The organism is Roseateles sp. P5_E8 (assembly GCF_054177665.1).
In genome coordinates this window covers 16,076-40,713 of the sequence record NZ_JBGCUM010000018.1, presented here as the reverse complement: position 1 = coordinate 40,713, position 24,638 = coordinate 16,076, and the positions used below count along the sequence as shown (strand labels likewise).

Genomic DNA, 24,638 nt, shown 5'->3' with positions numbered 1-24,638 from the left:
TGGCACATGATAATCACACTTAAGTTAACAATGAAACTAAGTGGCTTGAAAACACCACGAACGCGCCGTGGGAAGGCCACCACCCAGCCAGCGTTTATCCTTGCTTAAGTGAATGATTCAACAAACTATCTGACGTCCGCCCAGTTGATCTGCACGGTCGATGTGGTGCTGCTGACGCTGCGCGACGGGCAACTCCAGGTCCTACTGCTCAAGCGCGATCGTGAGCCATTCGCTGGCGCGCTGGCGCTGCCGGGCGGCTATGTGCACACCGACGCGGACCAGGGCTGCGCGGACGCGGCGCAACGCGTGCTGCGGGACAAGGCGGCTCTGGAGAGCCCGTATCTGGAGCAACTCGCCAGCTTCAGCGGCCCGGCGCGGGACCCGCGCGGCTGGAGTGTGTCGGTCGCCTACTTTGCGCTGATCCCGGTGCCGGAGCCTGCCCTGCCTGGCCAGCACTGGCTGCCGGTGGACCGCCTGCCCCAGTTGCCGTTTGACCACGGGCGCATCGTGGCTGCGGCCGTTGAGCGCGTGCGCAGCAAGAGCCAGTATTCGTCCCTGCCCGTCTACCTGTGCGCTGAGCCCTTCTCGCTGCCCGAGTTGCACGCCATCTACGCGGCGCTGCTCGGCGAGGCCATCAACCCGGTCAGCTTTCGCCGCAAGATGGACGAGCTGGGCATGCTGGAGCCCGTGCCCGGCGCCAAGCGCGCCGACGGTGCCCATAGGCCGGCGCAGCTCTACCGGTTGAAGGACGAGTTCCGGCGCACGCTGCGCGTCGTCGGACGCGGATTGAATGCCTGAGCCTAGATCCGGCGGTTGGGCACGCCCGAGGGGCTGGCGAGGCGGGTGGCTGGCAAGCGCGACGACGCAGTGGGCCCCTGCCCACAAGGAGAAGCAACGCGACCAGCGGCCCGAAGCGCCAGACCAGCGGGCGTGCAGCGCTCATCACCGAAGTGTTGAACGTCGAGCCAGGCGCAAGGTGTTGATGCATCGAGGCTTTCGCCAAGTAGCAAGCGGTCAACTGCCGGATCTAGGCTGAAATACAAACACCCAGGCCGCAATGCGACCTGGGTGTTGTTGTTGACTGGCCCGACCGACAGGAATCGAACCTGTAACCGCCCGCTTAGAAGGCGGGTGCTCTATCCGGTTGAGCTACGGTCGGCGGGTGCGGATTAGATCAGCACATTGATGATGGCGTTGCCGATACCCATCAGCGCAGCGCCCGAGATCAGGCCGGCGCAGATCGGCTCCATGCCCTCGACCCAGATGCGGTGGCTCTTGGTGCCCGGCGCCTTGTGCTTGCGGCCCATGACCCAGAAGATCACCGCGCCGACAAACATGCCGATGACAGCCTCCGGCGGCAGCACGACACCCAGGCCGGTCGCCACGGCCGAGAGCTGGAAGCGGCCCTTGCTCTTGATGCGCGCCACCTCCATCGCCACCGCGGCAATGGCGGCAACGGCCATCGAAACCAGTGCCGAGACCGGCAGGCTCTTCAGGCCCTTGGCGATGATGTCGGCCACGCCCTTCCATTGCAGCGCGGCCGGGAAGCCGAACTGGTCCGACACGATGCCGGCCGTGGTGCGCAGGCCCGATGCGTCGGGCTGCAGGAACAGCAGGAAGAACAGCGGCACGCAGACCAGCACGCCGGCGATGTTGCCGATGAGGTGGCCGATGGCCTGGTGGCGCGGCTTGCCACCCAGCATGTAGCCGGGCTTGATGTCGGACAGCAGGTTGGCCGCGTTGGAGGCGATCTCCGCCGTCATGCCGGCCGGCAGGAGGTTGGACGCCGGGTTGCTGCGGTCCAGCGCCCCCATCGTGAACTGCGTGATCTTGGACAGCGCGCCCGTCGGCGTCCACGAGGTCAGGGCCATGGAGTTCGTGCAGATGATGCTCAGCACGAAGATCAGCGGCAGCGAGATGACGGCCATCCACAGCGGCACACCGAAGAACAGGTGGGTCACATAGGCGCCGAGCATGCCGAAGACCGGCACGCCCACATAGGACACCCACAGCGGCACCTCGATGTCCTTCAGCAGGTCGGTGCCCGCATCGGCAGGCTTGGCCGCACGCTTCTTGAACAGCCCCTTGAAGATCTCGGGCTTGGCCAGCAGGCCGACCAGCGCGCCCACGACCATCATCGTGACACCCCACCACAGCGACCACTGGTTGACGATCTCGACGCGGCTCAGCGGCACAAGCACACCGTTGGCGCCCAGGCGCGGCACGATGTCGCCCATCTGGATCATCAGCGGCGCCAGGACGACGAAGTTGATGAAGGCGCCCAGGAAGCAGCTGCCGGCGATGGCCAGGCCCATGAGGCCGCCAACGCCGATGACGGCCACGTCCAGCGTCAGGCGCAGGCCCAGCGTCTTGAAACTGGTGCCGAGGATGCTGGGGATGAGCGCGTCGGCCTTGCCGATCCAGGCGTAGTAGTAGTCGTCCAGCCGCTCGTGCAGATGCCAGGGCTCTGCCAGGCCGGCCCATTTGTCCAGCATCAGCAGCTTGAACTGCACCAGCTTCATCCAGCCGTCACTGACGACGGCCTGATAGAGCGCAGCACCGGCACTGACCCAGCCCAGCAGCTTGGCCTTGAACACGCCCTCGTCACCGCGGCCGTTGTAGAGCGAATCCAGCACGACGCCGCAGGCGCGGCCTTCGGGGAACGGTGCCTGGTCCTCGTTGATGAAGCGGCGCTTCAGCGGAAAGGCAATCAGCACGCCGATCGTCGAGACGACGACCATCCAGATCATCAACTGCCACCAGGGCGGGATGACGCCGGAGACCAGCATGTAGGCCGGCAGGCTGGAGATCAGCGCTGTGGTCACATAGCCCGCCGCCGTGGCGATGGACTGCGTGCAGTTGTTTTCCAGGATGGTGTAGTCCTGGGCCCAACCGCCGGCATGCAGCGCGCGGAACAGCGCGAACGCCAGGATCACCGAGGTCAGGCCGACGCCCAGCGAGATGCCGGTCTTGGCGCCGATGTACAGGCCCGTGGCCGACAGGATGCCGCCGAGCAGGAAGCCGGTTAAGCCAGAGCGCAGCGTCAGCTGAGCCATGTCGCCACGGAAGATGTTCTTGAACCACCATTCGTCCTTTTGGGCGCGGGTCCAGGTGGCGATCTGCTCGTCGGTCAGGTGTTGGAGTGCCATGGGTCTCTCGGGCTCGGCTTGTGGCCATGCCAGGGTTGCAGCGAAGTGCGAGGGATTGTCCCGGCCGACCGCTCGGTCGGACTTTGGGGGATGCCCTCGGGTGGACGCCCCGGATGCGGGGGCCTCACAAAAGAAAACCCGCCGTGGCCGGAGCCAGGGCGGGTTGTCAAAAAGGTTTGGTCGGGGCGGCGGGATTCGAACTCGCGACCCTCTGCTCCCAAAGCTGGACGACATTCTAGCAACCATCGGCAGCGCTTCCAGAATGCTCTAACGGCGCCGGGTCGATTTCGCTCAAATTCTCCCCGGGCGCAAAGGCGCCGTTAGAGGACTCACAAGACGCTCGCAGGCATATTTACTGTATAAACACACAGCTATGTTTGTGGATGTGATCGAGCTGAACTACAGGGGTGGGCGCATCCCCAAGCATGAACGAGGCGGTCTGCCGGTCACGCGTGGCACCATCCATATCGACAAACTCTGGACGCACGACAGGCTAGAGAAGGCCCCGGTGCATGCCTACCTCACTCCGCCCAGTCTTGAGCCGCTGTATGGGGCGAAGGTCCGCTACTGGCGCGGCCGCACGGTGGTGCTTGTCGGGCAGCAGCGTTTGGGGAACGCTAAGCGAAAGTCCGAGACTTCGTACGAGCAGGTCTGGCTATGCCGGATCCTCACAGAAGCTCAAGTTGCGGAGGAGGCTCGGGCCTCTCGTCCGGGCCAACCGGAGCCGATGCGCTGGCCAGCGCTTGATCAGTCATAGCCGCGTCGCTCATGTCGAACGCCTCGACCGGAGGTGGCACCAGAAGCCGCACAGCGTCCTCCTCGCTGCCCTGCAGCCAGGTGTGCCAATCGGCCGGTCGAATGTGGGCCTCGCCGCGTTTGTCCTGTAGCTCGGGAGGCAGCTGGATCTTGGTGACTGGGTCGACCACCGGCTTGTGCAGGCGCCGCAGCAGCGGGTGGCTGTCCACATTGAACGTCACCATTGCGAAGCTGGGCAACACCTCGCCGGTCTCCGGGTCCGTCCAATCGGCCCAGATGCCCGCCACCATCCAAGGCAGACCGTCAGCACGGCGCAGGTTCCACCAGATGTTGCGTCCGGTCTCCCAGTTCGGCTCCCTCAGCCACTGAGCCGGGATCAGGCAGCGCTGACCGCGCTTCCATGCCAGGCTGTACGACGGCTTGTCACCGATGGTCTCAAAGCGCGCGTTGTTGGTGAGGTTCTTCTGCCCGTCGACCTGCTTGCGGGTCCTCATGAAGGGCGCGATCAGCCCCCAGCGACCAACGAAGCCGAGGATGCGCGGCCCGTGCGCGCGGATGAACACGCCTTGATCGAACGGCCCGACGTGGGTCATGTCGTAGTCGGGAAGTTCAATCTGATAGGCGGCCTCGCCGATGTAGCGCTCGGCGTCACCCTTTGGGCTGACGTGGTACAGGTTGCACATGTTGAATGCGACGATATCGCACCCACCCTGGAGACGCCCACGATGAAGGCAAAACGCACCAACCAGTCAATGCTTGGCTATAACGGCTGTGAAATCATGACCGACGAGGTGCCCGGCCCGGACGGCGAACCTATGACGGCCTACCTCATGCGGATCCACACCGTCCAAGCCGCCCCGGGTGGCAAGAGTACCCAAGGTGTCGGTCCATGGATTTTCCTCACCGTGGAAGCTCTCGATGGCCTGGCCGTGCAATTGACGGACATCGTTGCTTCCATCAAGAAGTTGGAAGCCGGGGCCGATCCAGACACAGTTGCAACCGCTGATGGAGTCACGGTGACGCGGCTTCCCGATGGGCCAGCACACTAAAGTCTGCTCATGGCAAAGTCTTCAAAGTCCTCACCGATTCGCATGTACCGCGAGGCCCAGCTTCGCGTCGACGCCACGCCTACCAAAGACGGCGGATTCGAAAAGATTTTGTACCTACGGTTCGCCACCGTCGACCACGACCGGGGAAAGAAGACCGACGGCACGACACCTTGGGTGCTTTTCAACCTAGCGATGGTCGACGGCCTGGCGCTGCAGTTAGCGTCGCTTGCTGAATCGTTGAAGCACTGGGAACCCGGCAGCGCCTTTGAGCCTGCCGGATCAAACCTCGGTGTGGCGCTGCTTGACAAGCCACACGACGGTTGAGGTCGCCGGCTTCGATGGCAGGCGCTGGCGGCCCTAAAACAAACCGGCTGGCTCGGCGGCCTGGTCCCAGCTCCAGATCACCAGCTCGCGGCGGTCGGCCGGCTTGCCGCCGCCGCCCACGGTGTAGGTAATCTCGAGGCTCTCCATGTGGAAGCCGGCGAAGCACTCCCGGATAGCAGGGTGGTCGTTGATGCTGACCATCATCTTGCCTTTGAGCCGGCGCATGGCTGCGGCCATGGCCTCGTACTCGCTGAAGGGGAAGCCGACGCCGTAGCCCTCGGTCTGCCAGTAGGGTGGATCGGCGTACAGAAAGGTGTGCGGCCGGTCGTAGCGCTCCAGGCAGGCGAGCCAGTGCAAGTTCTCGATGTAGGCGTTGGTCAGCCTCAGATGGGCCGCGCTGAGCGTCTCCTCGAGGCGCAGCAGGTTGACCGGCGGCGTGGTGGTGGCGGTGCCCCAGGTCTGGCCCTGAACCTTGCCGCCGAAGGCATGGTGCTGCAGGTAGAAGAACCTGGCCGCGCGCTGCACGTCGGTCAGGGTCTCGGGGCGCGTTTCCTGCTGCCATTTGAAAACGTCGCGGCTGCTGAGTTGCCACTTGAACTGGCGCACGAACTCTTCGAGGTGGTGCTTCACCACGCGGTAGAGGTTGGTCAGCTCGCCGTTGATGTCGTTGATGACCTCGACGTCCGCCGGCGGCCGCAGGAAGTAGAGCGCAGCGCCGCCGGCGAACAGCTCGACGTAGCAGCTGTGCGGCGGAAAGCGCGGGATGAGCTGGTCGGCAAGACGGCGCTTGCCCCCTACCCAGGGGATGATCGGTTGGGCCATGTGACTCCAGGGGGGATACATTGCGCCCGCCTCCCGGGAGGTGGCGGGGCCTTGGCTGGTCACAGGCGCGTTCTGTGGGTGGCGGCTGTCGCCGGCGCTCCAACGCCGGCGGCGGTCGCCTCGTCTTTACTCGCCGAGCGCCGCAGTGCGGCACTTGTCGTAGACCTCGGCCAGCTCGTGCGCCTTGCGCTCCCAGCCGGCCAGCGTTGAGTCAGTGGCCGGCGTCAGAGGCGGGCACAGCGCCTGAACGAGGTATCGCTGCGGCCGTGGCGCCGATGGCGGCATTGAAGCGCTGCAGGCTGTCAGGGCCAGTGTCGCAATCAGGGTTGCGATAGACCTCGCGTGTCTGGATCTCACGTTCTAGCTCCTGGCGCACGGTCTGGTGGCGCACGGTGATCTTTGGGATGGCCGCCGCGATGGCGCTGGCGGCCGCGTCAGCAGCTACTGCTGCTGCCTTGTCTTCACGGGCCTGGGCGGCCGTCTCGGCATCGAGGCCGGCGCCGTAGGCAAGGTGGGCAGCGGCCGCGAGGCTGGCCAGCCAGGCGCCGCCAGCGGCCAGCAACACATACGGCGAGATCATGCAAACGCCCTCACCGCCTGCTCGAAGCGCTGGCGGCGATCAGCCAGTCCAGCAAGGGCCGGGCCGTTGATGGCCTTGGTCATGGCCTCGACGTTGGACGCGTCGGCCATGGTGTTGCAGCCAGCGGCGGCCCAGTACCACCCGGCCGTCATCGCGGCGTGGATGGGCTGGGTGACGAGATCCGGCGAGGCCTTGTAGGGCTGGTTGATGGCCGCCTCGGCCGCCAGGTAGTTGGCACGGCCGGTGAGCTGAATCAGGCCTCGGCCGCGATAGGTCCAGCCGTCGCCGCTCGCCTCGTCGCCATTGCCGTTGCGGTTCGCGTAGACCCGGTTGGCCAGCACCTGCGGTTTGCGCAGCAGCTGGGCGGCGTCGCCGAGGCTGGGCACGCGTCGAGGCCACATCGCGCGCACGCGCTCGGCCGTCGTGTAGTAAAGGTCCTCTTCGAGGTCAACGAAGCCGCCGCTCTCATGCGCGCACTGGCTGACCCAGCCGGCCTCGCGGACGGGCGTGTTGATGCTGAAGTGGCGCGCGGCCGTCGACAGCGCCTCGGCGAACAGCCGGGCTTGTGTCGGCGCGATGCCGGCGGCGATCAGGGTGGCGATGGTGATCATGGGCTTAGCCCTCCTTTTTGTCGGCTTCGGGAACGGGCGCGCCTGGCGCCCAACGGCGCATCGCGAACGCTTCAAACGCAGCGATAGCGCGCGTGCCCATGTGGCCGCACATGCTCACCAGGCACGCAGTGAGCAAGGGCGGCGCGTTGGACAACTCGCAAAGCCAGAAGCACAAGAGACCGGCGAATGCGCTGGTGGTCAACTCACCGATCAACTGGGTAACGTTCAGTGCCATCACTTCGCCCTTGCGGACGCGTGCGTAGAAGCTGACAAGGCCGCCGACCATCGACAGGCCTAGCACCAGCGCGTACTGCTTGGCTGGGTAGCTGAGCGGGTCTTTTGGTTCGGCGGCATCGGCCACCACCGGCAGCAGCAGGCCGATGGCGGTGGCGATGAGGGAACGGATGCGCATGGGTGCCTTTCAGGGGTTGGGCCAGACGACGGCCGCCACGGTGGCGGTGTCCTCGGCGGCGTAGATCTCGGCGCGCAGCACCTGGCTGGTGGCCCACAGTCCGGCGATGAAGGCCTTGCACGCGCGGCCCACCGCGATCTGCTCGGCCGCGTTGAGGGTGATGACGGTGTTGTCGGCAAGCACCCAGTACTGCGCGTATGTTTCGCCGGCCAGCTGGGCAGCCATGGCGTCAACGGCCGCGCCGGTCAGGCGCGTTTGGTCGACGTCGAAGCTGTGGCCACTCCAAGAGAAGGTGCCCAGCTCGCGGGCGTCGCGCTCGGCCTTGATGTCGGTCCACTTGCGCGCCTGCACGTCGGCCAGATCGGAGGGGCGAGGGTCATGCCAGAAGGGGGCACCCTCGTCCCACGTCCAGACGGCCTCGGGGAACGGCGCAACAGGCCAGGCATCCACGGGCGGCACCATCGCGCAGTACCTCATGCCGTTGCCATCGGTAGGCGCCTGTTCGGCGTCGARGAGGCCGACGATCTCGTTGGTGCCGTCGTTGACGACTGCGTATTGGGTCATGGTGGGTCGTAGATCCCGTGAAGCACTTCGACCGAGCCGACGGCGCGAACGCTGAGGCCGTTGGCGTCGGTAATGACGCACTCGATGTACAAGCGGATGTAGGCGTTGGCAGCCGTACCGCGGAAGTAGGCGGTGTTCGTCGACACGCTGGATATCCCCACGGTCGGGATGCCCTCTGTGCCAGTCCCGTTGTCCATCTCCGCACTGACGATGGCCCAGGAATAGCTGTAGGGGGATGTGCCGCCAGATGCTGTGGCCGTGGCATAGCCGTAGTCCCGCTGACCATTGCTCACGTTGGTGTAGGTCGTCGATGTGTCGATGGACCCGCTGGCTGGCGCGTCCGGGCGCACCAGGGCCCAGACGTAGGCGCTGACGCTCATGCTGTCCGTCGGGTTGGAGTCGCTGTAGGTGCCGATGTAGCGCCCCGGCGTCTCGCCGCTGGAGGCCGTGAAAGTGCTGCCGCCGTCGTCGCTCCATTTGATGTGCAGGTAGCTGGATGCCCCGTCGTCGCCATCGGACCCGTCCGCCCCCTTGACGAGCGCCCAGGTGTACGCGCCCACGCTGGTGCTGTCGGCCAGCGTCGAGTCGGTGTAGGTGCCGATGTAGCGGCCCGGCGTTTCGCCGCTGGAAGCGGTGAAGGTGCTGCCACCGTCGTCGCTCCACTTGATGTGCAGATAGCTTGGCGTCCCGTCGGAACCTGCCGTGCCAGGCGTGCCGTTGGTCCCATCGGCGCCCTTGATGAGCGCCCAGGTGTAGCTACCCACGCTCGTGCTGTCGGCCGCGGTGAAGTCGGTATAGGTGCCGATATAGGCTCCCGGCGTCTCGCCGCTCGACGCGGTGAACGTGCTGCCGCCGTCGTTGCTCCACTTGATGTGGAGGTAGCTGGTCTGGCCATCAGATCCGGCGGCGCCAGGCGTGCCGTTGGTGCCGTCGGCACCCTTCACGAGGGCCCAGGTGTAGCTGCCCACGCTGGTGCTGTCCGCCGCCGTGAAGTCGGTGTACGTGCCGATATAGGCGCCCGGCGTCTCGCCGCTCGATGCGGTGAAAGTGCTGCCGCCGTCGTTGCTCCACTTGATGTGGAGATAGCTGGTCTGGCCATCGGCGCCGGCGGCGCCGGGCGTGCCGTTGGTGCCGTCGGCGCCCTTGATGAGGGCCCAGGTGTACGCGCCAACGCTGGTGCTGTCGGCCGCCGTGAAGTCGGTGTACGTGCCGATGTAAGCGCCCGGCGTCTCGCCGCTGCTGGCGGTGAAAGTGCTGCCGCCGTCGTTGCTCCACTTGATGTGGAGGTAGCTGGTCTGGCCATCAGCGCCGGCGGCGCCGGGCGTGCCGTTGGTGCCGTCGGCGCCCTTAATGAGGGCCCAGGTGTAGCTGCCGACGCTGGTGCTGTCGGCCAGGGTGAAGTCGGTGTACGTGCCGATGTACGCGCCCGGGGTTTCGCCGCTGCTGGCCGTGAACGTGCTGCCGCCGTCGTTGGAGTACTTGATGTGCAGGTAGCTCGTCTGGCCGTTCGCGCCAGGTGCGCCTGGCGTGCCGTCGGTGCCATCAGTGCCATCGACCCCGTCGACGCCGGCCGCGCCGTTCTTCACGATGCTGGACACGGTGTAGTAGGCCTGCTGGCTCACCACGCCGCTAGCGTCGCTGGCCGAGGAACTGGCGGCGTAGGCCTGGCCAGGCGCCAGGCCGCGCTGGCCGATGAAGACGTGCGAGACACGGGCGGGCGTCCAGAGTGGGAACGTGAGCCCACCCCCGAACGCCTGCAGGGCGGTGCGAAGCGCCGCGTCATGCGTCGTCGCGTCGCTGCTGTAGAGCGCCACAAGTTGCCCGGCAGGCACGCTGGCCAGGGCTGTGACGAGGCTTGCCGTGCTGACGTAGGTGTCGAACGTGGCCGGCGCGGCACCGAGCGCATCGGTGGCGAGGTTCCATAGCACCAGCGTGTGACCACGCGTGCCGGCGTTGTGCAAGTAGCCGGTGCTGAGGATCTCAACGCCTCGTCCGACGTGGCCCAGGTCGACGGCGTTCTGGTTGTCGCCGGTGACGCGGATCGATGGCGGCACCGAGCTGGCCACCTGCGCATCGAGCGTGGCCGCGTGGGCCCACATGACCGCAGCAGTGACGCCCGGCGGGCTGCCAGGGAAGCCGGCGTCGGGCGCCCCCGTTTCCACAGTGCCGATAAGGATGTGCGAGGCTGTCGCCGTGAACGCGGTCCAGGCGCTGTTGTTGTCGTACTGCCATTGCCCGCCGTACTTGCGGGCCGCCACGTAGGGATAGCCAGCCGCGCCACCCGAGATGGTGAAGGTGGAGGCTGACCTGTCAAAGACGATGTGAAACGCCCCCGGCCCCTGGCTGCCGTAGAGCAACCCGTTAGGGATGCTCACCGTCTGGCCGTTCACCAGGATCTTGCCGGGCGCGTCGATGGCCACGCCACTGGCATCGTGGCCGTGAATCCAGCATTCGTTGTAGTTGAGCGTACCGGCGAAGTCGGCCACGTTGCGCTTGATCGCAAGCGTCGCCGACGGGCTCACGAAGTGTTTGCCAGTGATCGTGTACGTCGTGGCGCTGACGTCGGCCAGGCTCTGCGTGGCAGCACTGAAGACGTTGAAGCTCAGCAGCTTGATGTGGATCGTCTCGCCGATCAGGGCCGGGTCCAGCGGGCCGCTGCGGGCGATGGCGTCGTCGACGCGGGCCCAGGGGGCGCCGGCGTCGTGCGTGACGCTGGCGGTGGCGTAGGCCGCGCGGACCATGCCAGCCAGCGTATAGGCGTTGGGGCCGGTGAGCGTGGCGGTCTCGTAGGCCATGAACTCGCCGGTGTCGCTGCCTGACGGCGCGACGTAGAGCAGCGTTGCGAGGTTGGCGGCGTCGGCGGTGGTGCCGCTGTGCAGCTGCTGGCCGGCGTTGGTGAGGAGGTCGACGGTGCTGCCACCATCCGTCTGCACCGTGCCGTAGCGGCTGTTGGTGCGCAGCTCGGTGAGCTGGCGGTAGTTGTCGCCGTCATAGCTCACCCAGACCTGGCAGCCGCCCCACATCGGGTTGGTGCTGGCGGTGGCGATGGCCAGCTCGAGGCCGGTGGTGGTGAGGGCGCCGGGCAGCTCGAAGATGAGCGGCGCGAGGGCGCTGCCCGGCGAGGCGTTGTAGTCGGGCGCGTAGCCGCTGCCGGCCTGGGCGCCATAGCGGGGCGCGGTGGCGGAGCCGATGGGGGCGTCTTCGGCCACGATGGAGATGCGGCGGTCATCCAGCTCTTCGACCTCGAGGACGCGCACGGGCAGGCGGTCGAGGCCAAGGCTGGGCACGGTGAGCGTGAGCAGGCGCAGGGGCTTTTGCAGGCAGAAACGCCATGAGAGGTTGAACTCGTAGCGGTTGCGCTTTGCAAGGCCGTCTTGCAGCAGCTGCTGGGCGACCTGGGCGCCGATGGCGGCATCCTTGATCTCGGGCGCCGAGATGGCTTCCTTCTCGCGGCGGCCGAACTGCTCGATGCTGGCCAGGTCGTCTCGGCTGATGGGCTGCTCAACGTAGCCGGAGGCACGGTTCTCGATCTTGAGCGTGACGACGTTGAAGCCGACGTCGTCGCTGCTAGCCAGCTCGGCGTCGGTGCCGAGGCCGACGTGGCGGCGGATGCGCACGGGCGGGTCGCCCTTGTCAGGCACGAAGTGATCGAGTGTGAGATCGAAGTCGGGCGTCACCTCGGCCGTGAAGGTGGCGCCGTGGGCGCCGAGGTCCTCGTCACCCAGGGGCACCAGCTCGAGCGCGCTGCCCGTGTAAGCCGCCTTGGTGTTGGTGAGCATCAGCAACTGCTTGAGCCAGTCGATGGCGCTGCGCTGCTCGGACAGCACGGGGCTCAGCCAGAGGCCGGCGGCGCGGCAATAGGCCTGGTAGCGGTCCAGGCCGAGCAGGCGACCGCCGGGCCATCCACCGCCGGAGCGCGTGTCGGTCAGAAGGCGCTCGACGGCCAGGCGCGGGTCGCCGTCGAGCACGGTGCCGGCGCCGGGCACTGAGCCGAGGCCGCCGGCATCGATCTCGAAATTGTGGTTGGGCAGGCTGGCGCTGCCGTCCAGCTCATAGGCCTGGGCGTAGGCGTAGGCCATGCCGCTGTAGCCCAGGGCTTTGGCCGGCGCGTTGGTGGACAGCCAGCTCCAAACGGACTGGCCGAGGTTGCCGAGTTGGAGCGAGAGGCCGCCGGCCGCGAAGCTGGCGAACTGGCTCTTGCCGCGCCACATTGCGCCAGCGCCGACGAGCGGGCCCCTGGCCAGGCCGATGAGTACTGCGGCCTGGTAGGTGTAGCTCACCGTCGTTTGCTTGCCCCCGCCACCCTTGCCGCCGCTCTGGGTCTCGCTGTGCTTGATGGCCTTGAAGCCGTCGTAATCGAGCATGTTGCCGGCGACGCGGCCGCGGCCGGTGAGCAGCCAGGGAATGGTCTTGCCGTACTCGCTGCCCTGGATGCGGACGCCGCCTAGGCTGGGCTGTTCATTGGTGAAGTTGTTGCCGCCCATTCAGGCCACCTCGGCGAAGAGTGAAAACGCGCGCATCTCGCGCTCTTGGAAGACGGCGGCGTCGAGCCGGTCCTGCGTGACTTCGCCGGCTTGAGCGAGCGCATGCACGACCTCGAGGTGGCCGCCGCACTGCACGACGAGGCCGGCGTGGCTGAAGGTGCGACCGAAGCGCCAGACGAGGACGTCACCGGCTTGGAGGGGCTCGTCCGCAGCCATGGGCCGGAGCCAGGCATCGAGCCCCGCGAGATAGACCTCCTCACTGCGGTGCAGGTGCCACTGGGGCGAGTAGGGACGCGGGTCGAAGGCGACGGGCAGCACGCCGGCGGCCTTGAAGGCAGCGACCAGCAGCATCAGGCAGTCGACGCCGGCGCCGTGCACGCAGGCCTGGTGGTGATAGGGCGTGCTGATCCAGCGCTTGGCTTCGTCCTGAAGCAGCGCGCGAAGGTCGAGAGGGGTCATGTCAGATGGCCGTCTCGGGCGCGGGGATGTGGGGCTCGCCGCGGAAGTTCAGCAAGTTGCCCAGCGCGGTGCAGCGGGCCTTGGTGCGGTCGCAGCCAGGCCGGATGGAGAAGGTGTCGCCGATCTCCGGCTGCTGAGGCCATGGCAGCACCGTTTGCACGCCGCCGGCCGCGAAGGCGCGGACGGTGCGCTGCTCGCCCGTCAGCTGGCCGCTCGTGAAGCGGATGGCGCCGAGGTCGAAGAAGCCGGCCGCCTGGCCGAGGCCGGAGGCGATGTAGTCAAGCCGGCCGCCGGAGAGTCCGGTGACCGTGCTGGTGACGGCCGCCGTGACGGGGTTCAGCGTGCAGCGCGCGTCGTAGATGGTGTTGCGGCAGCCGGGCTGGTAGATCTCGGCAGGCACGAGGCGATTGAGCATCGCGAGCAGGCTGCGGATGGATACCTCGACAGTGCCGAGGCCCGTCTCGGCTGGGCCGGTCTTGCCCTCGAACCGGGTGACGTAGCCCTTTTGACCGCCCGCCACGTCGAGGAACAGCCACTCCAGCAGGACGGTGGCGCCGTCGAGCCCACCACGGGCCGCGAAGTGCAGCATGGGCACGCCGGCGACAGCGTCGACGGTGTCGACGTTCAGGGTGAGCTGGACGTCGTCGATCTGGAGGTTGGCGTTGACCTTGAGGCGGTCGCGCTCGTAGGAGGCGGGCACGAAGGTGCGGTCGTCGGGCGTGGTGAGCGGCACATCGCAGTTCGTCCAGCGCAGCGCGAGGCCGGTACGCGTGGTGATGGTGAGCAGGTCGAAGCGCTTGCCCTCGTCGGTGCCAGCCAGCCAGGCTTGCAGCGCCGCGATTTCGGGGTCGGTCATCGGCATGGCGTCAGCTGAACTGGTTGACGGTTTCGAGGGCGAGACCGTCGGCGCTGGCGAGCTGGTACATGAACCGCTTCAGGTCGAGGTTGTCGTCGGCGAAAGCGACGTGATAGAAAAAGCTGCCCGTCCAGGCAACGGTGGCGCCAGTGGCTGCGTCGGCGCTCAGCGTCAGCGTGTCACGACCAAAAGTCGCTGCGACTGGACTGCCGTTGACCAGGGCGACTGGGGCGGTGCCGGTCGTGTCGACGGCGCCGACGCGATCGACGGCGCCGCCTTCGTTGTAGGCAAGGGGGAAGGTGCGCAGGCCTGGGGCACCGAGGCCGACGGTTTGGGCGATGACAGCATGGTTGGTTTCGTCGCGGAAGTAGAAGGGGTCGAGCGCACCCTGGCGCGCCCGAAAGAAGCCGCGCAGCGAGGCCACGTCGGCCACGCGCAAAAAGTTGTAGCGAAGCTGGAAGCGCCACACGGGGAATAGGCGCTCGCCCATCGCCGAGCGGCGGCCGCTGACGGCGCGGTGAACACGCGTGCTGTAGGCGGCGCCGATGCTGCGCTCGGCGGACAGGCCCGCCAGCTTGGGAAAGATGGCTGTGCTCATGTCAGTACCGGTTGCGGGCCCGCTGGGCGAGCGCACGCACAAGCATGTCGCCTTGCGGGCCGCGCAGCATGCGCTCGAAGCTCTTGGCGTCGAGCGCGTTGAAGGTCATGCTGCCGACGCCAGCGCCGCCGGCCAGCTGCCCGCTCATGGCAAGGTCGCCCATCATGCGGATGGTGTCGGCGTGCTTGGAGGGCAGGATCATCTCGTTGCTGTGGGTCTGCACGATGGGGTTCATGCCCTTGGGGATGTCGAAGCCGCCCTCGGCGCTGAAGATGTTCTTCGCGAAGGCCAGCGCGCCAGCCAGGGCGACGCCGGCGGCGATGGGGGCCAATACCGGGCCGACGTAGGGAATTGCGGCGATGGCCGCGTAGGCGCCGGCGGCCGCCTGGTAGGCGCGCATGGCGATGACGCTGAGGCTGACCGAGCCCTCGACGGCCAGCTTCTCGGCGCCGGCGGCCGCCGTGGCCGCGACCTCTTGCTGGCCAAAGATCCACGACATGGCGACCTTGCGCGCGCCGCCCACGATCCAGGCGGCCAGGGGCTTGGTGACCAGCTCGGAGATGAGGCTGCCGCCGATCTGGCGGGCGGTGTCGCGGATGCCGCCGGCGGTGATGCGCCAACGGGCGGCGATGTTGTCGAAGCCCTGCTGCAGCGCCTGCTGGCTGGTGCCCAGGACGCTGCGCAACGGGTCGGCCTGCTCGACGGTCTGCTGGCCCTTGTTCTCGTCGGTGAGGCCCTTGTAGCGACGCTTGATGGCGGCGATCTCGGCCTGGATGCGCTCGACGGCGACGGGGTCGTTGATGCCGCCCTTCTCGGCCTCCAGCTCGGCCTGCTTGGCCAGCAGCTCGATCTCACGGCGTTGCTCGATTGCGCGGGCGCGGATCTCGAGCAGCTGGGCCTGGGTGATGAGGCCCAGGGAGCGGCGCAACTCGGCCTGCTGCTGCTCGGAGGCGATGTCGTCGAGGCGATCAGCCATCTGGGCTTCACGCCGGATGTTGGCGATCTCGCGCAGCTTGGTTTCGTGGTCGCGCGTCATCTGCAGCTTGCGGCGCAGGGCTTCTTGATACTCGCGGCTGTCGACGCCGTAGAGCTGGCCGACCGAGGCGACGTAGTTCTCCATCAGCCGCATTTGCTCGGTGTACTGGCCGGCGGCGGCGTCGATCTCGACCTGCTTAGTGGCCAGGTCGGCGGCGGCCGCCTGTTTGCGCAGGCCACGCTCGGCCGTGAGGTGGCGCTGCGTGGCGCCAAGCTTCTCGGCCTGGCTGAGGTCGGCGCGGGACAGGATCATCTGCCAGAAGCGGCTCTCTTCGGCGAGGCCCCACTCGCTGAACTGCCCTTGCATGGCCATGCCGTCGGCGTAGGCCTTTTTCTGCTCCTCGAGCAGCGCGGCCCACTCAGCGGTGCGGTTCTTCTCGGGCTCTTTGGTCTTGAACGTGTCGCCGAGGGTGCTGCCGTCGCTGCCCTTGGGCTTGGGCGGGGGCGGCGGGCCCTTGGCGTCTTCCTCGAGCTTGGCGATACCTGCCTGCGTGGTGGCCGCCTGGCGCGCGAGATCGGCCAGCTTGTTGGTCAGGAAGGCCATGCGGCGCGCGGCGGACTGGTTGCCCGGGTCGCGGTCGAGCGTGTTCTGCAAGCCGATTTGCAACAACTTGACCCGCTCCATCTCGGAGCCGAGATCCTTCAGCTTCGTGCGCAGCAGGCCGACGTCGTCGGTGCCGGTAATGCGCGCCACGCCCTTGCCAAAAGTCAGGAAGGCGGCCTCGAGAGTGCCAACGTCCTTTGCAGCCTGGACGAAGAAGTTGCTGAACTCCACCAGCGTGGGCATGACCGCGTTGGTAATGGTGGCCCGCACGCCTTGCGAAGCGGTGTTGATGCGGTCCATGTTGTCGTTGAACTGCGCTGCGGCCTGGGCCGAGTCGTCAGTCATGACGCCATGCAACTTGCGGAACTCCTCACGCAGCTCCGTTATGCCGGCGCGGCCGCTGTTCAGCAGCGGCACCAGGCCGGGGCCGATGCGCTCGCCGAACATCTTCACCGCCAGGGCGGTCTTCTCCGGGCCAGCCGGGAGCTTCGCGAAGATGTCGGCCAGGTCGTTGAGCACGGCGTCGGAGCTGCGCAGCTTGCCCTCGGCGTCCTTCGCGTCGATGCCGAGCTGCTTGAAGAGCTTGCGCATGTCGGCGTCGCCGCCGGCGGCCTTGACGGTGGCGTCGCTGATCTTGACCAGCGCCTTGCTGAGCGCCTCGGAATCGGAGCCGCTCATCTTGGCGGCGAAGCCCAGCTCGGAGTAGGTCTGCACGCTGACACCGGCCGCTTCGGCCGCGTCGTTGGTGGCGTCCATCAGGTCGATCTGACCCTTGACGCCGGCGACGAGCAGGCCGCCGCCTAATAGCAGGCCCAACGAAGCCATGCGTGAATGCAGCGACAGCACCGAGCCGGTGATGCCGCTGATGGCGCTCTTCACCTTGTCGGCCGTGCCGCCCACCACGCCGCCAAAAACCGTGAACTCGCGAGTCGCCTGGTTGGCGTTCGCGAGGATCTCTACCCGTGCTACTTGGTCAGCCATGGTGGTGGGTCAGTGAACGGCGCCGCCGGCGGCGGCAAACATCGAAGCGAAGTCGCGGATGGCGTCGTCTTCGTTCTCGGGCGTAACTGGGACAGGGTCTTCCTGCGGCTCGATGCCGAGGTAGGCCTGCACCATGGCCTGCAGCGGCGGAGAGCGTCGCCAGTGCCGACAGAAGGCGGCATGGCGGTGCAGGTCCATCTGGTTCTCAACTTCATCCCACGTCCAGCCGGTGAAGTCGATTGCCTCGACGATCAGGGTGTCCCAGTCRACAAGCCAGATGGGCTCTCCGCCGCCATCTCCCCCGCTGGGGTCTGAGGGAACGACAGGCGAATGACCTCGTTGGCCAGCGCGACGGCGGTTGGCTGGTCGAGCGCCTCGTCGACCTCTTCCAGCGTCAGCTCCGGCACCGTGCGTTGCAGCGATGCGTGGATAACCGGGGCCAACGTGTCGAAGATTTGGTAGGCGTCGGTGAAGCCGCCCACCGTCATGAGGCGGATGTTTTCCTTCTGCGCCTTCAACTGCTTGAAGTTGAGCGGCAGCAGCGGGATGACCCGCCCGCCGACGGTGAGGGTCAGGCCGCTCATTCGAAGCTCGTCAGGCTCAGCTCGCCCACCAGGCCGTTGCCGTCGGCCTGGGCGGCGAACGAGAAGTCGGGCATGGAGAAGTCCTCGGCCTTGAAGCCGAAGGCCAGGCTCTCGGCCACCAGCGCGTTGAGCGTCAGCGTGAGGGTCTTGCCCTGGAACTTCTGGCTGAAGATGGCGCGGAAGGTGGGAGCCTCGCCGGCGGGCTGGTTGTTGATCTGCAACGTCTTGGCGCCGGTGGCCACCGTCTTGTAGAGGTAGGAGAAGGTCAGCGCGTTGGTGTTCTCAGTGGCGTTGAACGTGTAGACGCCGGTGGTCTCGTTGACCGAGTACTGCTTGGCCGCCGGCGCGGAGGCCACGCGGGCGTACGTCTCGCCCGTGGCGGGGTTTTGCACGCCGAGGTCCTCGAGCATGTTGGCGCCGTTGGTCACCGTGACGGCAGCAGCAGTGACCGTGCCAGCTTCGTCCAGCGCCAGCAGCTTGGCCTGGGCCAGCAACGAGCTGCTCGGCTGCTGGAAGAACACCTGGTTCATCAGCGCGCCGTTGAAGCGACCGGTCTTGGCCTTGCCGCTGATCTTGACGTTGCCGCGACCGATGGCCTCGGCGAACTGGTTCTCGCCGAAGAGTTCCTTGTTCGACGCCTTGAAGTCGAAGCTCGTCTCTTGCAGGGTGGCCACGCGGATGGAGGCCGCGAGGGCTGCGCTGCTCTTCGCGAAGAGCACGCCGGAGTGAAAAGAAATTTGACCGCGACCAGCCATGATGGGCTCCTAGGTTGTTGGGTTCAGTGGGTGAAGATGGATAGGTCGCTCTCGCGCACTGCGCAGCGAGCCCGGTAGGTGAGTTCGGCGATGCCGACCTCGCCGACTGCCGCCTGGCGCGGCTGGACGGTGTAGAGGCCCAGCTGGGTGGCCAGGCCGCCGAGGGACGGGTCGCGCATGAGCGCGCCGTTGACGGCGTCGACAAAGGGATCGGCGACGCGTGTGCGCGGCACGCCACGGGTGTGGATGCTCAGCACCACGTCGACTTCCATGTCGAGCAGGTCGTAGCCACCCTCGCTGCCCAGCACGCTCAGCTTGCGCGCCTGGCCGATGGCGATGACAAGTGCGGGGCACTCTTCATCGGTGACCGGCGCCATGCGCTCGAGGTGGATGCTGTTTGCCGGGATGGCCAGCTGGGTGGACTGGCTGGCCTCGACGGCGTCGAGCAGCTGCTGGGCAAAGGTGGGCATGGCTGGGCTGGGCTACGTGCGCTTGAGGGCGACGGTGCTGAAGAAGCCGTCGCGCCCCTTCTGGGCGGGCGCGCGCACGATGTAGGCGACACCGTCGACAGTGATGGGGTCACCGATGCGGAGCGTGGGCAGGTCGGCGGTTTGGAACTCGAGCAGGTAGTCAGTGGCCTGGGCCTCGTCGGCCATCAGCAGCACGTCGGGGCGCTGCCAGCCAGCATCGAAGCCCTTCTCGTCGATGGTGCCGGGCTTGTAGAAGCAAGGGTCCAGCATGCCGGCCGACTTGAAGGCCGCGAAGAAGATCGAGTTGTCCATTGCCGCCCTGCCCTGACTCAGAACGCGGCGTTGAGGCGAATGCGCGCGGTGAGCTCGCCGTTGAGCTTGGCCTTGACGGCCACGCCGACCTTGGTGTTGCCGCCGGCCGTGGTGGTGAGGCGCTTGTTGGTGTTGTCCCAGTACAGGGCAGCGCCTTGAGCGGGCACGTCGGTGCCGAGGGCTGTGACGTCGTAGACGCCTTCGAGCGTGGTCTCGACGTCGGCGCCGCTGAGGGCAGCGTTGGTGGCGATGCCGAAGACGGTGCCGACGAGCAGACCGGCGCCGCTGGCGACGTCGTAAGGGGCCGTCAACGTGATGGTGTTGCCGGGTTGGACAAAGTTCTTCATTGCAGACCTTTCGGGGATGCAGGGAGGTGGGGAGAACTGCGCGGCGGCGAGGCGCCGCGCTGGTCAGGACAGGCGGGCGGCGATCAGGCGCCCGGGTTCTTGAAGAGGCCGCGGTGATCGGTAGCCTTGGCGGCGAAGTCGAGGCGCGCCTTGACTTCCAGACCATCGACATCGAAGCCCATGCGCTGCTCGGTGTAGAGGCCTTCTTCGCCTTCAAGGTAGGCGTACTCGATGGTGTCGATCTGGCCGGAGTCCGCCGCCAGGAACCATTCGAGCGGGTTGACCGCATCGAGGCGGGGCTCTACGACCAGCTCGTAGGCGTTGGCGTAGATGTTCACGTCGCCGGTCTTGCCGGGCACCACCAACGCGCTCAGCAGCTTGCGGGCCTGCACCTCGCGGGCCGCGCTGACGATGAGGTGACGCGCGGTCAAGTTCAGCGGCTGAGCGTTGCCGCCGAAGTCGGTCTGCTTGCGCATGGCCTGGGTGGCTTCGTCGAGCGCGGCCTCGGTGATCCCGGCGCCGGTGCCCAGGTTCTTGTGGTTGGCGTGGAACAGCGTGACGCCGTCGGCCATGACCGGGTTGCCCTTGAGCACCGAGTAGACGGTGTCGCTCTCGAAGTCGGCAGCGGCGCGCCCGAACATCGCCGGCAGGCGGCCGAGGAAGTCGAGGTCGTCGTTGATGATGGCCTGGCGGGACACGCCGACGACCTTGCCGTAGGTGGCCAGGCGGATCTGCTCGCCAGCGTCGCTGATGGTGCCGCGCTTGAACTCGCCCAGCTCGCCGACCTTCTCCAGCGCCAGGTTGGCCGCGACCGCGACGCGCGTGGCAGCGCGGAAGTCGCTGAGGGTGCCCTTGCGCGCCCAGGCCTTGAAGGTCTGGTTGGCGCTGGTGTACGCGTCGCGCAAGCTGCGGTTGACGGTGCTGGTCAGGGCGATAGCGAAGTCGCTGTTGCCGTGCATCGTGCGGAAGCCCATCTCGTCGCTGTTGCCCATGGCGAGCGACACGAGGGCGTTGCGGCTCATGCCTTCGGTGTTGACGCCCTGCAGCTCGAGGCCACGGCGGGCCAGCTCGAGCAGGGACAGGCCACGGAAGCGGCGAGCGGTTTCGGGCAGCGCGACGCTGGGGTTGGCGCGGTGTGCGACGGCGGCCGACATGTCGGCGCGGCGCTGGACCTGCTCGTCCTGAGTGGTGGTGATGGCGGCGGCGCTGCGGGTCGGGCCGGTGCTGTTGGAGCGGGTCTCCAGCAGGCCGAACATCTCGGCGCGCGCGGCGTCGACGGTGATGCCACGCTCGATCATGGCGTCGACCTGCGCGTCGGTGATCAGCTCGCCTTGCACGGTGCGGCGGAAGGCGCCAACGGCGGCGCGGATGGCAGCGGAGCGCGTGCGCTCGGCTTGCACGGCAGCCTCGGTGGCCGCAGCTGCGGCCTGTGCCTGGGCGCGGGTGGCGGCGGCCTCGGCAGCCGCTTGCGCTTGGAGTTCTTCGGGGGTCATGGAACGCTCCTGTGGAGTGGTGGGTGTGACAACAGCGGCTGCTGCTGGGTTGGGGGAAACGTTGGCGGCGAGCGCCGGCTGGGGCGCATCGCGGGTGACGAACTCGCAGGGGAAGCTGCGGCCACCGACGGCACGGGAGGCCAGCTCGCGCAGCTGCTCGAGGGTGTGATCAGCGCCCTCCCCCATTGCCCGCACGCCGGCCAGCGGGTCGGCACCGATGGGCACGAAGGACTGCTCGACGGGCTCCCAGTCGATGGCCTTCCAGATGGGTAGGCCGCCCTCGACTTCGGCGTCGAGCTTCATGAAGCGGTGGACGATGTAGCCGACCGAGATGTGCCGGACGATCTTGTTGACGACGTCGCGCCAGATGGCGTTGACCTTGTCGTCACGGTCGCTGAAGCGGCAGATGCTGCGGCCCTCGGTGGGCTCCATCCAGGCCTTCTCGGTGATGCCGAGGACGCTGGACAGGTCCCACTGCTGGTGGCTGTTGAGCAGCGGCGCGCCGCCGTTCATGCGGTCCAGGCGGACGTGCGCGTGATCGAGGCTCAGCTCCTCGAGGTAGTAGGTGCCGGTCCACCAGTCATAGCGGCGCACGCGCGCGCCGGTGGTCCAGACGGTCTCAAAGGTGCGGGCGTCGGCGTCGACGGTGGCGACAGGCACGGCGCGCGTTTGCAGGGGCAGGCTGCGCTGCTCGGCGGCGGGGGCGCCGAGGGTCAGTGCTGCTGCCAGGGCGATGGCGGTGGCGGTGGGTTGGGGCATTCAGGGCTCCAGAAACGACAAAGCCCGCCGGGGTGGGCGGGCTTTGAGCTGTGGTGGTGGGTCGGTTTGCAGGGTGTACCGGCAGGGGCTGGGTTGGGCTCGCGGAGGGGTGGGAAAGTGGGTGGGGCAAAGAAAGCTGCTTGGCGGGCAATTGAAGTTCCGCAGGGAGTTCTAGGATCGGTGTGTTCGCTGTTTGTAGCGACGATCAGGGAATGGATGACAAATGTCTAAAAAATCAAAAGCACCTGCTAGATGCGTTTTCTGTGGCGCGTTTGGGGTAACCAAACAGCACGTCTGGGCTGATTGGATGAATGATCTAACCGACGAACTGGAAACCGGATCAGCTCAAAACCTAATACGCAGTGATTTCCTGCCAGGCGGAAGAGTCGCCATATTCGCTCCGCAATTACGTTTCCCTCGCGGCCCATTCAGAACAAAAAAAATCAGACGAATGTGCGGGAAATGCAATGGCGGGTGGATGAGTGAGATTGAAAACAATGCCAAGCCATACATTACTAAGCTGGTTTTGGGAGAGTCGCTTACGCTAAATCAAGATACCTGCACAGCGCTAGCGGCATGGTCGTGCTTGTTTTCGATAGTTGCGGAATACACCGACGAAAGAACGCAGGCCATTCCGCATTCAGATTGCCTTCATCTGATGAAATTTAGGACTGCCCCTGCCGGCTGGCACATATGGGCGGCCTCATATGTAGGTGAAATGTGGAAGCGACGGTATAAGCACGCTTCCATTTGCATGCGCGACCTACATACTGGCATTACCGAGTGGAATACCCAGTTCTCAACATTTGCCTACGGCCAGATGTTCATTCATGCCGCCAGCAGCACTCGGGGGTTGATCGACGATCAACTCACACATGAAGGCGCCGCAGTTCACAGAATTTGGCCTTTCGTGGGAATTGACACACTGCCTGTTCTTTCAAGCTCGGAGCCTGTAAGGGATGTGCTTGCAGAAAATATATCTCTCCAAAAATATTTTGAATTGCAGCGTATCAACACCATGAATATGCAAGGCCGCCGGTAGTGCAGCAGACTCGGCTCAAGCCACTTTTCGAATGTCCGGGTCATATACGCGGAGCGAGCCCGCGCCGGTTGCATTGCTGCGCACGAACACATGAATGGCGCAACCCTTGCCGACAGCCGGAGCTTCGATCCCGGTGGAACCCACGTCGAGCTGGAATTTCGGCGAGACCGGCGTGAACGTCTCGCCCGACGGCAAGCCGCCGTCGGATACATAACCCGCATCACCCCAGTCCGCAAAGAGGCTTCCGCCGGCCTGCTTGTAGACGCGATGACGAGTCATGGCATTGGCCACGTTCTGCCCGATCACCAAAGTGGCCCGATGACGCAGCCAATCCCCGTTGGCGACTGTCGCGTCCGGCACTGTGCTGTTGTAGCTACCCACCGAAGCATGGATCTCGAAGCGGATCTGGGCGTCGGTGCCGCTGTCGAGCGCGCTAACCGTCCAAGCGAGGTCCACGTACGGCCTGCCGTTCTCGGAGCCGGCAGTCATCGTGATGCCGGAAAAAGTGCCGCGCACAACCGCATTGGTCAGAAGCGAAGGCACAGGCCAGATCAGATTGGGCCGCGTCGGCAACTCCGCATAAGTGCGCGCACCACGATCAGGGAACAGCCTGCGCATAGCCGCTGCGCGGCCCTTGCCAACGATACGGCCGCCGTGCTGATTGAGGTGAACGCCGTCGAGGAACTTGGACGCGTCACCGTATCCCTGGGCATCGACAAGCAACGCGTTGGCGTTGAAGTACCCGACTCGATCCGCCGGCAGAGTGGCGATCCAGGCTTCCACCTGGGCGTTGATCTCGTTCGTCAGATCCCGCTTGGACGCAGCGTCAGTGCCGTAGCCGGCCTGGGAGCAGTGATAAGTGCTCTCGTGCAGATGCTTGCAGCCCAAGAACAGCTTTGACCTGATGAAGGCCTTGATATCGCTGACCGCCTGATCGCGTTTCGCAGCGTAGGTCGCCGGAACATCGTTGGCGGTGTAGTAGTTGTTGATCCCGTACTGACTTGTGGATCCCTGAGGCGCTGCTGCTGCAAACGCAGCCTGCGTCTTTCCTTGGCTTCGCGCCGGGTTGTTCCAGCCAGACCCCACACCCACCGTGTTGGTGGTGTCGCCGGACACGCCGCAGTTGACGGCTTGCACAAAGTCACCGAGGTAGGCCAGCATCCAGGTGTCGGCCTTGTTCATGGTGAACAGTGAGCCGGTCCCGTCTGGCGTCGGCGATGCCGACTGCGTGCCACCAACGTCGTTCGCGCGGCTGTCACCGTCGCTTCCGAACGTGTACGGCACCAGCGTCGAATTCCCATACTGTGACACCGGGGCTGCTGACTGGCCCGCAGCTTCTGTGGCCACCACGCTCGACACCTGGGAACCCGTGAGCGCGCTGACCAACTGCCGCCAATAGCGATATGAGCTGGTGGTGCTGGCCTGGGCTGCGCCGACGGCTGTGCCGGACGGGGTCAGCGTGGCAATGGTGACCCAGCCGACGCCGTCGTTGCTGCCCTGCCAGGCCACGGTGGCGCTGACGGCGCCGGCGCCCGTGACGGTAGTGGTGAGGGTGTGGTCGCCCTCAGCCGCAAAGACCGGCCCGCCTGCGACGGCGGCGGCCAGGGCGCCGAGGTTGGTGGTGGTGATGTCACTCATGGATTGGGTCTCCG

24 protein-coding genes and 1 tRNA gene are annotated in these 24,638 nt (G+C 66.3%); 4 read left to right on the top strand and 21 right to left on the bottom strand.

Translation table 11 applies throughout. The annotated features are described in order from the left end of the window. The first annotated feature begins 108 nt into the window (after positions 1 to 108). On the top strand, positions 109 to 798 hold the full coding sequence (locus tag ACXRVZ_RS12980) for an NUDIX hydrolase (RefSeq protein WP_457427900.1): 690 nt from the start codon (positions 109 to 111) through the stop codon (positions 796 to 798). 284 nt (positions 799 to 1,082) lie between these two features. Here the strand turns inward: ACXRVZ_RS12980 and ACXRVZ_RS12975 are convergent. From ACXRVZ_RS12975 to ACXRVZ_RS12965, 3 genes are all read right to left on the bottom strand, one after another. Further along, positions 1,083 to 1,159: transfer RNA gene (locus tag ACXRVZ_RS12975), tRNA-Arg, on the bottom strand. A gap of 10 nt (positions 1,160 to 1,169) precedes the next feature. After that, the gene (locus tag ACXRVZ_RS12970) at positions 1,170 to 3,149 is read right to left on the bottom strand and encodes an OPT family oligopeptide transporter (RefSeq protein WP_458232449.1); all 1,980 of its coding nucleotides are present in this window, start codon (positions 3,147 to 3,149) and stop codon (positions 1,170 to 1,172) included. A 668-nt stretch (positions 3,150 to 3,817) separates the two neighbouring features. Beyond that, positions 3,818 to 4,588 (bottom strand): SOS response-associated peptidase, encoded by a 771-nt coding sequence (locus tag ACXRVZ_RS12965; RefSeq protein WP_457427896.1) that lies wholly within the window; start codon positions 4,586 to 4,588, stop codon positions 3,818 to 3,820. A 42-nt stretch (positions 4,589 to 4,630) separates the two neighbouring features. On the opposite strand from ACXRVZ_RS12965, the gene ACXRVZ_RS12960 reads away from it, so the two are divergent. Then, positions 4,631 to 4,954, top strand: a complete 324-nt coding sequence (locus ACXRVZ_RS12960) for a hypothetical protein (RefSeq protein ID WP_457427894.1) — start codon at positions 4,631 to 4,633, stop codon at positions 4,952 to 4,954. 9 nt (positions 4,955 to 4,963) lie between these two features. Further along, complete coding sequence (locus ACXRVZ_RS12955) at positions 4,964 to 5,278, top strand: hypothetical protein (RefSeq protein ID WP_457427892.1); 315 nt, start codon at positions 4,964 to 4,966, stop codon at positions 5,276 to 5,278. A 33-nt stretch (positions 5,279 to 5,311) separates the two neighbouring features. Here ACXRVZ_RS12955 and ACXRVZ_RS12950 read toward each other — a convergent pair whose 3' ends face one another. The 17 genes from ACXRVZ_RS12950 to ACXRVZ_RS12870 all read right to left on the bottom strand — a co-directional run bounded on the left by ACXRVZ_RS12950 (position 5,312) and on the right by ACXRVZ_RS12870 (position 21,944). Further along, the gene (locus tag ACXRVZ_RS12950) at positions 5,312 to 6,100 is read right to left on the bottom strand and encodes a DNA adenine methylase (protein ID WP_457427890.1); all 789 of its coding nucleotides are present in this window, start codon (positions 6,098 to 6,100) and stop codon (positions 5,312 to 5,314) included. Between the two features lie 211 nt (positions 6,101 to 6,311). Continuing rightward, positions 6,312 to 6,680, bottom strand: coding sequence for a hypothetical protein (locus ACXRVZ_RS12945; RefSeq protein WP_457427888.1), 369 nt, complete (start codon positions 6,678 to 6,680; stop codon positions 6,312 to 6,314). Beyond that, on the bottom strand, positions 6,677 to 7,291 hold the full coding sequence (locus tag ACXRVZ_RS12940) for a glycoside hydrolase family 19 protein (RefSeq protein ID WP_457427886.1): 615 nt from the start codon (positions 7,289 to 7,291) through the stop codon (positions 6,677 to 6,679). The genes ACXRVZ_RS12945 and ACXRVZ_RS12940 overlap by 4 nt, the downstream gene beginning before the upstream one ends. 4 nt (positions 7,292 to 7,295) lie before the next feature. Then, the gene (locus ACXRVZ_RS12935; protein WP_457427884.1) at positions 7,296 to 7,703 is read right to left on the bottom strand and encodes a phage holin family protein; all 408 of its coding nucleotides are present in this window, start codon (positions 7,701 to 7,703) and stop codon (positions 7,296 to 7,298) included. 9 nt (positions 7,704 to 7,712) lie between these two features. After that, a complete protein-coding gene (locus ACXRVZ_RS12930; protein WP_458232448.1) occupies positions 7,713 to 8,267 on the bottom strand; it encodes a DUF4376 domain-containing protein in 555 nt (184 codons plus the stop codon). Beyond that, positions 8,264 to 12,751 carry a phage tail protein gene (locus ACXRVZ_RS12925; RefSeq protein WP_458232447.1) on the bottom strand — a complete coding sequence of 1,496 codons (4,488 nt, stop codon included), beginning with the start codon at positions 12,749 to 12,751 and terminating at the stop codon, positions 8,264 to 8,266. Before ACXRVZ_RS12925 ends, ACXRVZ_RS12930 begins: the two co-directional genes overlap by 4 nt. Continuing rightward, a complete protein-coding gene (locus tag ACXRVZ_RS12920) occupies positions 12,752 to 13,210 on the bottom strand; it encodes an NlpC/P60 family protein (protein WP_457425683.1) in 459 nt (152 codons plus the stop codon). Position 13,211: 1 nt separating this feature from the next. Continuing rightward, positions 13,212 to 14,072 (bottom strand): DUF2163 domain-containing protein, encoded by an 861-nt coding sequence (locus tag ACXRVZ_RS12915; RefSeq protein ID WP_457425681.1) that lies wholly within the window; start codon positions 14,070 to 14,072, stop codon positions 13,212 to 13,214. A gap of 4 nt (positions 14,073 to 14,076) precedes the next feature. Then, complete coding sequence (locus ACXRVZ_RS12910; protein ID WP_457425679.1) at positions 14,077 to 14,664, bottom strand: DUF2460 domain-containing protein; 588 nt, start codon at positions 14,662 to 14,664, stop codon at positions 14,077 to 14,079. A 1-nt stretch (position 14,665) separates the two neighbouring features. Continuing rightward, a complete protein-coding gene (locus tag ACXRVZ_RS12905; protein ID WP_457425677.1) occupies positions 14,666 to 17,224 on the bottom strand; it encodes a hypothetical protein in 2,559 nt (852 codons plus the stop codon). Positions 17,225 to 17,233: 9 nt separating this feature from the next. Further along, the gene (locus tag ACXRVZ_RS12900) at positions 17,234 to 17,422 is read right to left on the bottom strand and encodes a hypothetical protein (protein WP_457425675.1); all 189 of its coding nucleotides are present in this window, start codon (positions 17,420 to 17,422) and stop codon (positions 17,234 to 17,236) included. Positions 17,423 to 17,475: 53 nt separating this feature from the next. After that, positions 17,476 to 17,808: a hypothetical protein gene (locus ACXRVZ_RS12895; RefSeq protein WP_458232446.1), complete on the bottom strand. Its 333-nt coding sequence runs from the start codon at positions 17,806 to 17,808 to the stop codon at positions 17,476 to 17,478. After that, complete coding sequence (locus ACXRVZ_RS12890) at positions 17,805 to 18,563, bottom strand: hypothetical protein (RefSeq protein ID WP_457425671.1); 759 nt, start codon at positions 18,561 to 18,563, stop codon at positions 17,805 to 17,807. Before ACXRVZ_RS12890 ends, ACXRVZ_RS12895 begins: the two co-directional genes overlap by 4 nt. Before the next feature lie 23 nt (positions 18,564 to 18,586). Continuing rightward, positions 18,587 to 19,033, bottom strand: coding sequence for a hypothetical protein (locus ACXRVZ_RS12885; RefSeq protein WP_457425669.1), 447 nt, complete (start codon positions 19,031 to 19,033; stop codon positions 18,587 to 18,589). Between the two features lie 12 nt (positions 19,034 to 19,045). Beyond that, positions 19,046 to 19,345, bottom strand: coding sequence for a head-tail joining protein (locus tag ACXRVZ_RS12880; RefSeq protein ID WP_457425667.1), 300 nt, complete (start codon positions 19,343 to 19,345; stop codon positions 19,046 to 19,048). Positions 19,346 to 19,362: 17 nt separating this feature from the next. Beyond that, positions 19,363 to 19,692 carry a DUF2190 family protein gene (locus tag ACXRVZ_RS12875; protein WP_457425665.1) on the bottom strand — a complete coding sequence of 110 codons (330 nt, stop codon included), beginning with the start codon at positions 19,690 to 19,692 and terminating at the stop codon, positions 19,363 to 19,365. Between the two features lie 83 nt (positions 19,693 to 19,775). Next, complete coding sequence (locus tag ACXRVZ_RS12870) at positions 19,776 to 21,944, bottom strand: prohead protease/major capsid protein fusion protein (protein WP_457425663.1); 2,169 nt, start codon at positions 21,942 to 21,944, stop codon at positions 19,776 to 19,778. A gap of 223 nt (positions 21,945 to 22,167) precedes the next feature. Here ACXRVZ_RS12870 and ACXRVZ_RS12865 point away from each other — a divergent pair, with 223 nt between their 5' ends. Further along, entirely contained in the window at positions 22,168 to 22,986 is an 819-nt protein-coding gene (locus tag ACXRVZ_RS12865) for a hypothetical protein (RefSeq protein WP_457425661.1), read from the top strand. Positions 22,987 to 23,001: 15 nt separating this feature from the next. Here the strand turns inward: ACXRVZ_RS12865 and ACXRVZ_RS12860 are convergent, their stop codons facing one another. After that, positions 23,002 to 24,624: a hypothetical protein gene (locus ACXRVZ_RS12860; protein WP_457425659.1), complete on the bottom strand. Its 1,623-nt coding sequence runs from the start codon at positions 24,622 to 24,624 to the stop codon at positions 23,002 to 23,004. Between the last annotated feature and the right edge of the window lie 14 nt (positions 24,625 to 24,638).